At 48.2% G+C, this 13,969-nt stretch carries 11 protein-coding genes and 2 rRNA genes; 3 read left to right on the plus strand and 10 right to left on the minus strand.

The window, feature by feature from the left end; genetic code table 11:
- Window positions 1–14: 14 nt before the first annotated feature.
- From ACV3PA_RS15230 to ACV3PA_RS15240, 3 genes are all read right to left on the minus strand, one after another.
- Window positions 15–2,927 (minus strand): 23S ribosomal RNA (locus tag ACV3PA_RS15230).
- 165 nt (window positions 2,928–3,092) lie between these two features.
- Window positions 3,093–4,654 (minus strand): 16S ribosomal RNA (locus tag ACV3PA_RS15235).
- Together the 16S and 23S rRNA genes form the textbook arrangement of a ribosomal RNA operon.
- A 349-nt stretch (window positions 4,655–5,003) precedes the next feature.
- A complete protein-coding gene (locus ACV3PA_RS15240) occupies window positions 5,004–5,873 on the minus strand; it encodes a nucleotidyltransferase-like protein (RefSeq protein WP_456125160.1) in 870 nt (289 codons plus the stop codon).
- A 114-nt stretch (window positions 5,874–5,987) separates the two neighbouring features.
- Between ACV3PA_RS15240 and ACV3PA_RS15245 the strand changes: the two genes are divergently transcribed.
- Complete coding sequence (locus ACV3PA_RS15245) at window positions 5,988–6,350, plus strand: DUF2614 family zinc ribbon-containing protein (protein WP_029340912.1); 363 nt, start codon at window positions 5,988–5,990, stop codon at window positions 6,348–6,350.
- Between the two features lie 14 nt (window positions 6,351–6,364).
- Here ACV3PA_RS15245 and perR read toward each other — a convergent pair whose 3' ends face one another.
- The gene (gene perR / locus ACV3PA_RS15250) at window positions 6,365–6,787 is read right to left on the minus strand and encodes a peroxide-responsive transcriptional repressor PerR (RefSeq protein ID WP_369792039.1); all 423 of its coding nucleotides are present in this window, start codon (window positions 6,785–6,787) and stop codon (window positions 6,365–6,367) included.
- A 175-nt stretch (window positions 6,788–6,962) separates the two neighbouring features.
- Between perR and ACV3PA_RS15255 the strand changes: the two genes are divergently transcribed.
- Window positions 6,963–8,261: a glutamate-1-semialdehyde 2,1-aminomutase gene (locus tag ACV3PA_RS15255; protein WP_456125161.1), complete on the plus strand. Its 1,299-nt coding sequence runs from the start codon at window positions 6,963–6,965 to the stop codon at window positions 8,259–8,261.
- A 42-nt stretch (window positions 8,262–8,303) separates the two neighbouring features.
- Here the strand turns inward: ACV3PA_RS15255 and ACV3PA_RS15260 are convergent, their stop codons facing one another.
- From ACV3PA_RS15260 to mutY, 4 genes are all read right to left on the minus strand, one after another.
- Window positions 8,304–10,037, minus strand: coding sequence for an ABC transporter ATP-binding protein (locus tag ACV3PA_RS15260; RefSeq protein ID WP_456125983.1), 1,734 nt, complete (start codon window positions 10,035–10,037; stop codon window positions 8,304–8,306).
- 90 nt (window positions 10,038–10,127) lie between these two features.
- Window positions 10,128–10,670 (minus strand): nucleoside tri-diphosphate phosphatase, encoded by a 543-nt coding sequence (gene ntdP / locus ACV3PA_RS15265; protein WP_023467311.1) that lies wholly within the window; start codon window positions 10,668–10,670, stop codon window positions 10,128–10,130.
- A 116-nt stretch (window positions 10,671–10,786) separates the two neighbouring features.
- Window positions 10,787–11,212, minus strand: a complete 426-nt coding sequence (locus ACV3PA_RS15270; protein ID WP_456125162.1) for an SRPBCC family protein — start codon at window positions 11,210–11,212, stop codon at window positions 10,787–10,789.
- Window positions 11,212–12,228, minus strand: coding sequence for an A/G-specific adenine glycosylase (gene mutY / locus ACV3PA_RS15275; protein WP_456125163.1), 1,017 nt, complete (start codon window positions 12,226–12,228; stop codon window positions 11,212–11,214). The genes ACV3PA_RS15270 and mutY overlap by 1 nt, the downstream gene beginning before the upstream one ends.
- A 103-nt stretch (window positions 12,229–12,331) precedes the next feature.
- On the opposite strand from mutY, the gene ACV3PA_RS15280 reads away from it, so the two are divergent.
- Window positions 12,332–13,315 (plus strand): metal-dependent hydrolase, encoded by a 984-nt coding sequence (locus ACV3PA_RS15280; protein WP_053452181.1) that lies wholly within the window; start codon window positions 12,332–12,334, stop codon window positions 13,313–13,315.
- A 45-nt stretch (window positions 13,316–13,360) separates the two neighbouring features.
- On the opposite strand, the gene ACV3PA_RS15285 is transcribed toward ACV3PA_RS15280, so the two are convergent.
- The gene (locus ACV3PA_RS15285) at window positions 13,361–13,633 is read right to left on the minus strand and encodes a YfhJ family protein (protein WP_053452182.1); all 273 of its coding nucleotides are present in this window, start codon (window positions 13,631–13,633) and stop codon (window positions 13,361–13,363) included.
- The gene (locus ACV3PA_RS15290; RefSeq protein WP_053452183.1) at window positions 13,630–13,950 is read right to left on the minus strand and encodes a DUF1811 family protein; all 321 of its coding nucleotides are present in this window, start codon (window positions 13,948–13,950) and stop codon (window positions 13,630–13,632) included. The genes ACV3PA_RS15285 and ACV3PA_RS15290 overlap by 4 nt, the downstream gene beginning before the upstream one ends.
- Between the last annotated feature and the right edge of the window lie 19 nt (window positions 13,951–13,969).

Below are 13,969 nucleotides of genomic sequence, written 5' to 3' on the forward strand. Positions count from 1 at the left end.
AACAATGCATCTGCTAGAACAAGGCCTCGACCGATTAGTATCACTCAGCTCCACATGTCGCCATGCTTCCACCCGTGACCTATCTACCTCATCGTCTCTGAGGGGTCTTTCTTGATTACTCAAAGGGAAATCTCATCTTGGAGGGGGCTTCATGCTTAGATGCTTTCAGCATTTATCCCGTCCGCACGTAGCTACCCAGCGATGCTCCTGGCGGAACAACTGGTACACCAGCGGTGCGTCCATCCCGGTCCTCTCGTACTAAGGACAGCTCTCCTCAAATTTCCTGCGCCCACGACGGATAGGGACCGAACTGTCTCACGACGTTCTGAACCCAGCTCGCGTACCGCTTTAATGGGCGAACAGCCCAACCCTTGGGACCTACTCCAGCCCCAGGATGCGATGAGCCGACATCGAGGTGCCAAACCTCCCCGTCGATGTGGACTCTTGGGGGAGATCAGCCTGTTATCCCCAGGGTAGCTTTTATCCGTTGAGCGATGGCCCTTCCATGCGGAACCACCGGATCACTAAGCCCGACTTTCGTCCCTGCTCGACTTGTAGGTCTCGCAGTCAAGCTCCCTTCTGCCTTTGCGCTCTACGAATGATTTCCAACCATTCTGAGGGAACCTTTGGGCGCCTCCGTTACTGTTTAGGAGGCGACCGCCCCAGTCAAACTACCCGCCTGACACGGTCCTCCAGCCGGATGACGGCTGCGAGTTAGAGACTCTATGCATGAAGGGCGGTATCCCAAGGGTGACTCCTCCGAAGCTGGCGCTCCGGGCTCGACGTCTCCCGCCTATCCTGTACATCATGCACAAAGCCTCAATATCAGGCTGTAGTAAAGCTCCATGGGGTCTTTCCGTCCTGTCGCGGGTAACCTGCATCTTCACAGGTACTATGATTTCACCGGGTCTCTCGTTGAGACAGTGCCCAAATCGTTACGCCTTTCGTGCGGGTCGGAACTTACCCGACAAGGAATTTCGCTACCTTAGGACCGTTATAGTTACGGCCGCCGTTTACTGGGGCTTCGGTTCAAAGCTTCGCTTGCGCTAACCCATCCCCTTAACCTTCCAGCACCGGGCAGGCGTCAGCCCCTATACGTCATCTTGCGATTTAGCAGAGACCTGTGTTTTTGCTAAACAGTCGTTTGGGCCTATTCACTGCGGCTCTACATGTGTAGAGCGTCCCTTCTCCCGAAGTTACGGGACCATTTTGCCGAGTTCCTTAACGAGAGTTATCCCGCGCGTCTTAGAATTCTCATCTCGCCTACCTGTGTCGGTTTACGGTACTGGCGCCTTCCCCTCACTAGAGGCTTTTCTTGGCAGTGTGAAATCGTGACCTACGTCCCTAGGGGACTCCGCGTCGTTCCTTGACTTTGATGCCTGACGGATTTGCCAATCAGACGGTCTTGAAACTTGCACATGCACTTCCATCCGCATGCGTCACTATCCTCCTGCGTCCCCCCATTGTTCAAACGGTGGATCGGCGGTACAGGAATATCAACCTGTTATCCATCGCCTACGCCTTTCGGCCTCGGCTTAGGTCCAGACTAACCCTGAGCGGACGAGCCTTCCTCAGGAAACCTTGGGCTTTCGACGGAGGGGATTCTCACCCCTCTTTTCGCTACTCACACCGGCATTCTCACTTCCAAACGCTCCACTGCTCCTTCCGGTACAGCTTCACAGCGGTTTGGAACGCTCCCCTACCATTCCTTACGGAATCCGCAGCTTCGGTGGTATGTTTAGCCCCGTTACATTTTCGGCGCGGCGCCACTCGACTAGTGAGCTATTACGCACTCTTTGAATGGTGGCTGCTTCTAAGCCAACATCCTAGCTGTCTAGGCAGCGCCACATCCTTTTCCACTTAACATACACTTTGGGACCTTAGCTGGCGGTCTGGGCTGTTTCCCTCTTGACTACGGATCTTATCACTCGCAGTCTGACTCCCGAGTATAAGTTGCTGGCATTCGGAGTTTAACTGAATTCGGTAACCCTGTGGGGGCCCCTAGTCCAATCAGTGCTCTACCTCCAGAACTCTCAACCTCGAGGCTAGCCCTAAAGCTATTTCGGGGAGAACCAGCTATCTCCAGGTTCGATTGGCATTTCACCGCTACCCACACCTCATCCCCGCACTTTTCAACGTGCGTGGGTTCGGACCTCCAGTCAGTGTTACCTGACCTTCATCCTGGACATGGGTAGATCACCTGGTTTCGGGTCTACGACAACGCACTGAACGCCCTGTTCAGACTCGCTTTCGCTACGGCTCCGCCTCATCGGCTTAACCTCGCGCGTTATCGTAACTCGCCGGTTCATTCTACAAAAGGCACGCCATCACCCATTAACGGGCTCTGACTACTTGTAGGCATACGGTTTCAGGATCTATTTCACTCCCCTTCCGGGGTGCTTTTCACCTTTCCCTCACGGTACTGGTTCACTATCGGTCACTAGGGAGTATTTAGCCTTGGGAGATGGTCCTCCCGGATTCCGACGGGGTTTCACGTGTCCCGCCGTACTCAGGATCCACTCTGGAGGGAAAACAGTTTCAGCTACAGGGCTGTCACCTTCTTCGGCCGACCTTTCCAGGTCCTTCACCTACTGTCTTCCTTTTTGACTCCGTATAGAGTGTCCTACAACCCCGAAGAGCATGCTCTTCGGTTTGGGCTGTTCCCGTTTCGCTCGCCGCTACTCAGGGAATCGCATTTGCTTTCTCTTCCTCCGGGTACTTAGATGTTTCAGTTCCCCGGGTCTGCCTCACGCTACACTATGTATTCATGTAACATGTCCCATCCCATTACAGATGGTGGGTTCCCCCATTCGGAAATCTTCGGATCAAAGCATACTTACTGCTCCCCGAAGCATATCGCTGTTCGTCGCGTCCTTCATCGGCTCCTAGTGCCAAGGCATCCACCGTACGCCCTTCATACCTTGATCTAGCGTTGGTATTCTAAGAACACACGTCTAATGACATGGTTATAAAAAGTTTGATGTCTTGTTGATGTCTTCAGTTTTCAAGGTGCGAGTGTCTCTATCGAGACGTGAGAGACGAGCTCTCAAAACTGAACGATGGGCATGTCCCGTAAGGGACGTTTTCCTTAGAAAGGAGGTGATCCAGCCGCACCTTCCGATACGGCTACCTTGTTACGACTTCACCCCAATCATCTACCCCACCTTCGACGGCTGGCTCCTTGCGGTTACCTCACCGGCTTCGGGTGTTGCAAACTCTCGTGGTGTGACGGGCGGTGTGTACAAGACCCGGGAACGTATTCACCGCAGTATGCTGACCTGCGATTACTAGCGATTCCGACTTCATGCAGGCGAGTTGCAGCCTGCAATCCGAACTGGGAACGGCTTTATGGGATTGGCTCCACCTCGCGGTCTCGCTGCCCTTTGTACCGTCCATTGTAGCACGTGTGTAGCCCAACTCATAAGGGGCATGATGATTTGACGTCATCCCCACCTTCCTCCGGTTTGTCACCGGCAGTCTCCCTAGAGTGCCCAACTAAATGCTGGCAACTAAGGATAGGGGTTGCGCTCGTTGCGGGACTTAACCCAACATCTCACGACACGAGCTGACGACAACCATGCACCACCTGTCACCATTGTCCCCGAAGGGAAAACTTGATCTCTCAAGCGGTCAATGGGATGTCAAGAGTTGGTAAGGTTCTTCGCGTTGCTTCGAATTAAACCACATGCTCCACCGCTTGTGCGGGTCCCCGTCAATTCCTTTGAGTTTCAGCCTTGCGGCCGTACTCCCCAGGCGGAGTGCTTAATGCGTTAGCTTCAGCACTGAGGGGCGGAAACCCCCCAACACCTAGCACTCATCGTTTACGGCGTGGACTACCAGGGTATCTAATCCTGTTTGCTCCCCACGCTTTCGCGCCTCAGCGTCAGTTACAGACCAAAGAGTCGCCTTCGCCACTGGTGTTCCTCCACATCTCTACGCATTTCACCGCTACACGTGGAATTCCACTCTTCTCTTCTGTACTCAAGCCTTCCAGTTTCCAATGGCCCTCCCCGGTTGAGCCGGGGGCTTTCACATCAGACTTAAAAGGCCGCCTGCGCGCGCTTTACGCCCAATAATTCCGGACAACGCTTGCCACCTACGTATTACCGCGGCTGCTGGCACGTAGTTAGCCGTGGCTTTCTCGTAAGGTACCGTCAAGGTACGAGCATTCCCTCTCGTACGTGTTCTTCCCTTACAACAGAGTTTTACGATCCGAAAACCTTCATCACTCACGCGGCGTTGCTCCATCAGACTTTCGTCCATTGTGGAAGATTCCCTACTGCTGCCTCCCGTAGGAGTCTGGGCCGTGTCTCAGTCCCAGTGTGGCCGATCACCCTCTCAGGTCGGCTATGCATCGTCGCCTTGGTGGGCCGTTACCTCACCAACTAGCTAATGCACCGCAAGGCCATCTCAAGGTGACGCCGGAGCGCCTTTCATCAGCGGACCATGCGGTCCGTTGAACTATCCGGTATTAGCTCCGATTTCTCGGAGTTATCCCAATCCTTGAGGCAGGTTCCTTACGTGTTACTCACCCGTCCGCCGCTCATTCCACTGCCTTCCCTCCGAAGAGTTCCGTCAGTTTCCTGCGCTCGACTTGCATGTATTAGGCACGCCGCCAGCGTTCGTCCTGAGCCAGGATCAAACTCTCCATAAAGTGTTTGACTTGCTCGTTGTTGTGACCGAAGTCACGATTGACGAAGTTTGCGCTTCATTCGTTTTTGTATTCCGTAGAATACGTTTTTTTTGCCTCATCGTTCAGTTTTCAAAGTTCGTTGTGTCGTTTTCAGCGACTTTAATAAGATATCACGGAATAACTTAAGCGTCAATCCCTTTTTGAAATCTTTTTTCTTTCTCGTCGCCGTCCAGCGCGTGTTGCCCTGTCGACATGTATTAATATACTATCTCAATATAACACCGTCAATAGTTTTACTAAAAAAACTTTTAAAATCTTTTTCTTTCTATATATAGCAAAAACAATCAAATGTATAAAATAAAGCCGATCGTCATACGACCGGCTCATATGTTACGAGTTCAACCCCTGCTCCTTTAGTTGTTTGATACGAAATCCTGATCAAACCTTTGCGCATGAAGAAATCAATCAGACTACTTAAGTCTACTTTGACTTCCTGCAGTCGCTCTTCTTCCATTAGTTCATACATCGTCCAAGGCACAGTACGTTCTCGCATGATTTCAAATAAATAGCGACCTCCCGATAAGACTTTGGACTGCAACAGATGCTCGAGTCCAATCAAAGCGAGATGAATACGCTGATCCAACGTTTCTTCACTCATTAATAATTGCTCATATAGTTTATAAACATCCGGATCATCTAGTCGCGCCTGTTCCCAAACGACCGTCTCAGGATGTTTGCCTTTTTCGAGAACAGATAATCGTGCGAGATGATGCAACGCATGATGGACGTGTGTATAGGCATCGTAATGGTGACCACGACTGAATAAGTTTCTTCCGTCTTGGAAGCGACGTAACAATTTAGCAAACGAGATCGTCATCTGTAAATGCCGCTCTTCATCTGGAAAGTTCAATAGTTGACGTTTCAAATCAACTATGTAATCGTTTCGCTCGAACACGATCGTTCCTTCAGCAATCCAATGAATTGCTCGTCGATTAGCGTTCAATAAAATCCAGCGTGACAATACATCCTCGTGTACAAGATGTAAGGAGACCTTTAGTGTATTTAATCGATAATGTTTGATCGTCCACTCGACTTCTGGATCTCTTGTGATGACGACAAGAAGTGTATCAAATTGATCCGTCAAGGAATCCCGTGGTTGCCGTTTCTCTACAGCAATGATCCCTTGTGTTTCACGATAAGCCGCGTATTCCGAATAAATCGTTCGTGTTGCTTGTTCCATTTACTTCTCACCCTTCTATACGAACTCGTCGTTACCATTTTCGACAAAAAAACAAGCTTTCCTTCTTCAGCCAGTTGCACTTCTTATGCTAGACTGACAACAGGGGGAATTCACTTGAAAAAACAACGTAAAAATAAAATAAACCGTGCGCGAAACCTTGCTATGTTTCTTGTATTCGGTGGTATGCTCGTCATGTACGGCGGTCTATTACTAAAACAATTTGAAATCATCATGGTCTTACTCATGCTTCTCGGCTTCGTCATGGTCCTTGCTAGTACCGCACTCTACTTCTTGATTGGTCTTACATCAACTAAAGCAGCTGTCGTCACTTGTCCGAACTGCGGAAAAGAAACAAAAGTACTCGGACGCGTCGATTTATGTATGCATTGTGACGAACCACTTACGATGGATCCGTCTCTCGAAGGAAAAGAATTCGATGAAAAATATAATAAACACAATAAACGAGCTCCCCGCTAAGGCAGCTCGTTTTTTTATTGGACATTCGATTGACAGTCCGGACAAGTACCGTACACTTCTAATCGGTGACGATCGACTTTGAAGCCCGTTAAGTGAGCCGCAACCGTTTCGACATCATCGAGCACAGGATAGTTGAAATCAACGATTTTTCCGCAGTTTTCACAGATCATGTGGTAATGGCGCGTCGTAACGAAATCGAAGCGACTTGAAGCGTCTCCATAATTCATTTCTTCAACGATTCCCTTTTCTCGAAAAACGCGTAAGTTATTATATACAGTCGCCACACTCATATTCGGAAATCGATGTTCAAGAGCACGATAAATCTCATCCGCTGTCGGATGCGTGTGTCCAGTCGTTAGATATTCCAAAATCGCGTGACGTTGTGGTGTCATTCGAACGCCTGATTCCCGAAGTGACTTCACGGCGTCATCCAGCATTTCGTTAGCCACGTCCATCCCCTCATTTCTATCTTTCATTGATTATCAGATTGTAATCTTTATAATTAGTCTACCTACAAATACCCATTCCGTCAACGGCTCTGCACCGGATTTGACGTTCATGATACAATCATATCGTGATATTTTTCACGAATCATCGATTGGAGGAATCCTCATGTCTACCCACACTACACGTCCTACTTCAGAGGCGTTATATGAAATCGCGCAAGAGTGTATCGTTGGTGGCGTTAACAGCCCATCCCGTTCATTCAAAGCCGTCGGCGGCGGCGCACCTGTCTATATGGAACGCGGAGAAGGTGCTTATTTTTATGATGTCGATGGCAATCGCTATATCGATTACTTAGCAGCTTACGGTCCAATTATCACAGGACACGGTCATCCCCACATTACTGAAGCAATCACGCATGCTGCCCAAAATGGACTTCTCTACGGAACACCACACCGTTTAGAAATCGACTTTGCACATAAATTACAAAAAGCGATTCCCTCGCTGGAAAAGGTTCGTTTCACGAACTCAGGAACAGAAGCTGTCATGACGACAATTCGTGTCGCTCGTGCTTATACAGGACGGGAACTTGTTGTTAAATTCAGTGGTTGCTACCACGGTCATTCGGATCTGATGCTGATCGCAGCTGGCAGTGGACCGGCTACACTTGGTTCTCCTGATTCGGCCGGCGTCACGAAAGCGACAGCAAAAGAAGTCATTACGACACCTTTCAATGACATCGAGTCATACCGTCAAATCATGGAACAATGGGGCGATCAAATCGCTTGTGTACTCGTCGAACCAATCGTCGGAAACTTCGGTATCGTCGAACCACAACCTGGTTTTCTTGCTGCAGTCAACGAAATCACACATGCTCATGGCGCACTCGTCATCTATGATGAAGTCATTACGGCATTCCGCTTCACATACGGCAGTGCACAAGAGTTACTCAATATCCGTCCCGATATGACAGCACTCGGGAAAATCATCGGCGGCGGTTTACCGATTGGTGCTTACGGTGGTCGAAAAGAAATCATGGAACATGTCGCACCACTCGGTCCTGCTTATCAAGCGGGAACGATGGCAGGTAACCCCGCATCGATGGCTGCAGGTATCGCTTGTCTTGAATTACTCGAGCAACCTGGTGTCTATGAACAACTCGATCATCTTGGCGCCTTACTCGAACAAGGGGTTCTTGAAGCAGCGAAACGTCATGATGTCACGATTACGATCAATCGTCTAAAAGGTGCCATGACGGTCTACTTCACGGATGAAACAGTCATTGATTATGATGGTGCAGAACGTGCGGACAGTGAAATGTTTGGTCGCTTCTTCAAATTGATGCTTGAAGAAGGCATCAACCTCGCACCGTCAAAATACGAAGCGTGGTTCTTGACGACAGAACATACGGAAGCCGACATCACGGAGACGATTGCAGCAGTCAATCGTGCCTTTGCTCGACTTTAATCAAATAAAAAGCAGCGACCCTCGTGAGGATCGCTGCTTTTTTTATTCGACAAGCTCCAAATTTTGAATCGCATACAATTCGAAATAAGCGCCTCGTTTTTGCATGAGGACTTCATGTGTTCCGATTTCTGTAATCTGACCATTCTCAATGACGACGATCTTATCAGCATCAGTGATCGTCGATAGTCGGTGTGCGACAGTGAACGTCGTCCGTCCTTTCGCAAGACGTGCGAGCGAATCTTGAATCATCGCTTCGCTTTCTAAATCAAGCGCACTCGTTGCCTCATCCAAGATCAAAATCGGTGGATTCTTCAAGAAGACCCGCGCAATCGCAAGACGTTGTTTTTGACCACCCGATAATTTGACGCCTCGTTCACCGACCGGCGTATGATAGCCGTTTGGTAACCGTTCAATGAACTCGTGCGCATTCGCCGCTTTTGCCGCTGCGATGACTTCTTCGTCCGTCGCCTCAGGATTCCCCATCTTAATATTCATCTGAACCGACTCACTGAAGAGAATCGACTCCTGCATGACCATCCCAATTTGATCACGAAGACCACGTAGCTTCAGGTCACGAATATCGACACCATCGAGCGTGATCCGTCCGGCAGAAACATCATAGAAGCGCGGAATCAGACTGACAAGTGTTGATTTTCCACCACCCGACATCCCGACGAAGGCGATTCGCTCTCCTGCTTGGACGTCAAGCGTCAAACGATCAATCGCAAGTTCGCCGCCTTCTTCATAAGCAAAGCTGATGTTTTCGAACTGAACATTCCCGCGAACATCTTTCGGATCGCGTGCATTCGATTTTTCTGTAATGTCATACGGCTCATCTAAAAACTCGAACATCCGGTCCATCGAAGCAATTGACTGTGTCAATGTCGTTGAGGAGTTGACGAGACGACCGAGCGGTGCATACAGGCGATCAATGTAACCAATGAACGCGACCATTGTCCCGAGCGACACTTGTCCATTTAAGACGAAAAAAGCTGCTGTCCCGAAAATAAGAATCGGTGCGAAGTCTGTAATCGTCGAAACGACGACGTACGTCCGCGCATTCCAGTTCGTTTGGCGAAGTGCTGCTTTTAAGAACCCATCATTTTGATGTTTGAACGCTTTATTCTCATGTGGTTCGAGTGCAAAACTGCGAATGACCGCCATTCCGTTGACACGTTCCGTCAAATGACCTTGTAGTTCCGCAAGGGCTGCCGAGCGTTCCCGTGTCAACCCACGTAAGCGACCGTAAAAGAACTTCACGGCGAGCGCATAGAATGGTAACGGAATGATCGCGACAAGCGTCAATTTCGGATCAATCGTCCACATGATTGCGATTGCAATGAAAATCGTAATCATATCAAGCCATAGGTTCATTAATCCCGTTACGACGAAGTCTTTCGTCTGCTCGACATCATTAATGATTCGCGAGATGACTTCGCCCGTTTTCGTATTCGAATAAAAACGAAGTGATAATTTCTGAACATGATCAAACAACCGGTTCCGTACGTCAAATAAAATCTTCGATGCTGACCATTGCGCGAGGTATTGACGGACATATTCAAGCGGTGGCTTAACAATCAAGAAGATGAAGACACCTCCTCCGATCAAATACGCCAATTGCTTACTTTTTTCCGCCATCGGCATCGTATTCCCCGTCAGGATATTGTCGATGATGTACTTATACAACAACGGAAGTCCGAGCGGGATCGAGAACTTGATGATCCCGACGAAGACCGTCAGGAGAATCTGTTTTTGATACGGCTTAACGAACGCCATATAACGGCGGATCGAGCCTTGTTTCTTACGTTTTGCTTGTGTTGCCACGTGTTTCACTTCCTTCAATTAAAAAAAGACGATGGCGAACCATCATCTCCGATATCTTGTTTCATATTCACGATACCACATATCCACGAAAGCCGGGTTAAATGGACCCTTTCGACTACGAATCCACTGAATCAGGATTTGGACATTGTCCTTCAAAATACGATCAATTGCCTTCGGATAATTCATCTCACGGCGATGTTTCTCGTACTCGTCCTCATCGAGAATCATGTAGGACATATCCGGATACACTTTGATATCTAAATCATAATCAATGTACTTGACTGCTCGATCTTTCTCATCAAACGTAGAAGGCGATCCGAGGTTGCAATAATAATAAATGCCGTCCTCCCGAATCATACAAATGACATTGAACCAGAGTTCTGTTGAAAAATAACAGATTGCAGGCTCTCGCGTTCGCCACTGACGACCATCCGATTCGCTGACCATGATGCGGTCATTGAACCCAATCAATTCTTCTTCCGTCGATTTCAGCACGAGCGTTTCTTCCCAAACTCTGTGTAAGCTCCCGTTATGTTTGAAACTTTGAATCTCAATCTTGCTACTTTCTTTTGGGAATCGACTCATGTGCTACTCCTTTCTAAAGCGTTTTTCTTCCATTCTGCTATACTCTCGTGCTTATTATACCCATTTTCAGAACGCATGAAAAACGAAAGGGTATTTTTTCAGAAAAATGACGGAATTCAGCCTTGAAAGTGATTCAAAATCGCATTTTTTCGTTGTTTGAACATCGGTTTCAAGATAAATGCTTCAATGAAGAAGGCAGGAAGGAATGACGCATAAGTCACTTCGTCCACGAAATAGACGCCAGATCCACGTTCTTCGACTCGGTGCACATGGCACCACGCTCGAAATGGATATGGAACTTTTGTACCGACATCAACGAAGACATATTCTTCTACAAAAGGAATCCAAGAAGTCCAAGAGACAAACAGCGGAGAAACTCCGACGCGCAGACGAATTGTATTTCCCGCCCGCGTGCGTGTGTCGCCTGACGTTTTCACTTGCGGAAATACGGTCAATCGACTCAATGCCTTGGCATCACTTAAGAAGTCCCACGCTTGCTCCTTTGATGTATCAACACGTGTCTCAAAACGAAAAGTATGCATTAGAGTTCCCCCTTTAATAGTCGATCAATCTTCATTTGCGCGACAGAAATCGGATGCGTCATATATGTTTCCTGATCGACGAGCACTGTCTGGTCCGGCTGTTCTGTCACGCGATAAACGGCAATTTCCCAAATCCGGTGCGAGAAGATATGTCGAACGTGTCCAACGAGCGTTCCGTTTCGATCTTCCTCTGCTTCCCGTAGTGGGTATTGCCACATGCCAGCGAGTAACCCTGTCTCAGCCCGTTGTTCGATTGCGATTTTTCCGTCTGTTTCATAGACAAGAGCATCATAAGGAATAATTTGCGTCTTCCCTTTCTTCGTCTTCACAGGCAATTCTTCCTGTGCGTTTCGATCATATGCGAAACAAACGTCTTGAACAGGACAAAGTCCACACATCGGTGACTTCGGGGTACAGACCATTGCCCCGAGTTCCATTAATCCTTGATTAAAACTCGATGGGTCAGCCGGATCAATCAATTGGTGAACTGCCGCTTCAAACAACTTCCGTGTTTTCGGAGCTGCGATATCCTCATAAATTCCAAGGACACGTGAAAGAACGCGCATCACGTTCCCATCTACTGCAGGTTCCGCTTGACCATAAGCAATCGACAGAACCGCTCCTGTCGTATACGGACCGACTCCCTTCAACTGACTGAATAACTCCTTCTCATCCGGAACGATCCCATCATATTTTTCAACAACTTCCTGAACCGCGATTTGAAGATTCTTCACACGGGAATAGTACCCTAAGCCTTCCCAATGCTTCAGGACCTCACTTTGTTCCGCTTGCGCTAAATCATGCGGTGTCGGAAAACGTTTCGTGAAGCGCTCGTAATACGGAATCACGGTATCGACGCGTGTTTGCTGAAGCATGATTTCACTAATCCAAATATGATACGGATTTTTTGTTCTCCGCCAAGGCAAATCTCGCTGTTCACGTAAGAACCAAGCAATCAGTTCTGTGGTAAATTGTGTTTTATTAAAGTTTGTGAAATATTCTTGAACGACAGTCAAAAGGTTACCTCTTTTCTCTTAGATACGATATATTAATTAAAAATTACACGAAAGAACCTCGATGGATCTACCATCACGATTTTATAGAAGGAGCGAATTCGCATTGGATACTGGGACGCATATCGGCATGGGACTTTGTCTCGCCGCCATCTCAACGCTACACCCTGACGTCGCAGCGAGCACGACGATGTTTGCTGCCGTGACGACGACAGCACTCGTCGGCTCACATGCACCGGACTTCGACACCGTCTTCAAATTTAAAGGAAATAGCGCCTACTTGCGCCAACATCGCGGAAAGTCGCATGGCTTGATTGCCTTGATTGCTTGGCCCTTGCTACTATCAATTGTTATCGGTACGTTATTCGGTATACCTCCGACTTCATTATGGCTGATGGCACAGATTGCTGTCGCCCTTCATGTCTTCGTCGATCTGTTTAACGCGTACGGAACACAAGCCTTACACCCATTCAAACAATCCTGGATCGGTTGGGGTGTCATTAACACATTTGATCCGTATCTATTCACGATGTATTATGCTGCGTTCGGGATTTGGTTGTTGACGAAAGCAACAATTGTCATCTTCCCAATATTGATCGCTATCGTCATTATCTACTACGCCGTTCAGTTTAAATTGCGGAATGATGCCTTAGCAACTGCAGCCCGTTATTATCGCGGGGCGCATAAGCTCTTCATCTCGCCCGGCATGAAATGGGACGAGTGGCATGTCGCGGCACGTTTACGTGACGAGTACTCTGTCGTTAAGATCAATAGTGGAAATGTCGTTGAGTGTGGAAATTTCCGCATCAAGGACGAACCGCATGGGGACGATTTATATGAAATCGTTAAACAAAATGCTGACTTGCAAGCGTTTCTTGAATTCTCGAAGATCCATACGTATACGGTCTCACGTAAGGACGGTATTGTCGAATACCGCTTTACGAACCTACGTTACTTCACGAAGGAAGTCTATCCGTTCGTTGCCGTCGTCAGAATCGACGCAGCGACAAAGGAAATCGTCAGTTCGTACACCGGCTGGGTGTTCAGCGAACGGACCTTGCAAAAAAAGTTGTTCATCCCTGCATTATAAAGAAAAAGCTCCGCGCAACGGTAATCCCGATGTGCGGAGCTTTTTTCATTCGACGTTTCGACCTGTCATCAAATGCTTGAACTTTTCATTCGTCGTGTTAAACCGGTGTAACATCGCCCCGTGCTGTTTAATCTGTTGTTCGACGAAATGAACAGCAACGGCTTCACCTTGATATTTTTCACCAGCACGCGCGAGTGTCGCTTCGAAATCTTCCCATAGGACTTCGACCCATGTTAATGCCTCGTCGGGCGTCAGTACGTCGTTTACTTGTAATAATTCTTCGGCTAGTTGCTGGAGTGCTTGTTCTCGATTTGTCATGCCTGTTCTCCCTCTCCTGTAAATAGTGCGAGTGGAATCGCGACTTCTTGAGCTGTTCCTTCAAAATGTCCCCAACCCATGACCCCATTGACGAAGTGTAATTCAAATCGTGCCTCTTCTCCTTCAATCCGGTAATAGGCACCCCGTTCAAATCGTTCCGGGTCGACTAAATAACTTTTCGCAATGGCGATTTTTCGCGTCACGACTTCTACTTCGCTGACGTTACCATGTTGCTCAGCTTTTCGTTTCTGTTCACTTAATTTCGTGATCAGCATTTCAAGCTCATATTTTGATAATTGACTCATCCGTGTCTCCATTAAAAAAACTCCCCCTCTT

It is taken from the genome of Exiguobacterium sp. EA-TM-5, assembly GCF_053878415.1.

Bases quoted from the DNA above. Each gene is read 5' to 3' on its own strand.
- ACV3PA_RS15240 (WP_456125160.1), bottom strand. From the start codon at position 5,873: ATGGAACAAGCAACACGAACGATTTATTCGGAATACGCGGCTTATCGT.
- perR (WP_369792039.1), bottom strand. From the start codon at position 6,787: ATGCTGGATGACGCCGTGAAGTCACTTCGGGAATCAGGCGTTCGAATG.
- ACV3PA_RS15255 (WP_456125161.1), top strand. From the start codon at position 6,963: ATGTCTACCCACACTACACGTCCTACTTCAGAGGCGTTATATGAAATC.
- ACV3PA_RS15260 (WP_456125983.1), bottom strand. From the start codon at position 10,037: ATGGCGTTCGTTAAGCCGTATCAAAAACAGATTCTCCTGACGGTCTTC.
- ntdP (WP_023467311.1), bottom strand. From the start codon at position 10,670: ATGAGTCGATTCCCAAAAGAAAGTAGCAAGATTGAGATTCAAAGTTTC.
- ACV3PA_RS15270 (WP_456125162.1), bottom strand. From the start codon at position 11,212: ATGCATACTTTTCGTTTTGAGACACGTGTTGATACATCAAAGGAGCAA.
- ACV3PA_RS15285 (WP_053452182.1), bottom strand. From the start codon at position 13,633: ATGACAAATCGAGAACAAGCACTCCAGCAACTAGCCGAAGAATTATTA.
- ACV3PA_RS15290 (WP_053452183.1), bottom strand. From the start codon at position 13,950: ATGGAGACACGGATGAGTCAATTATCAAAATATGAGCTTGAAATGCTG.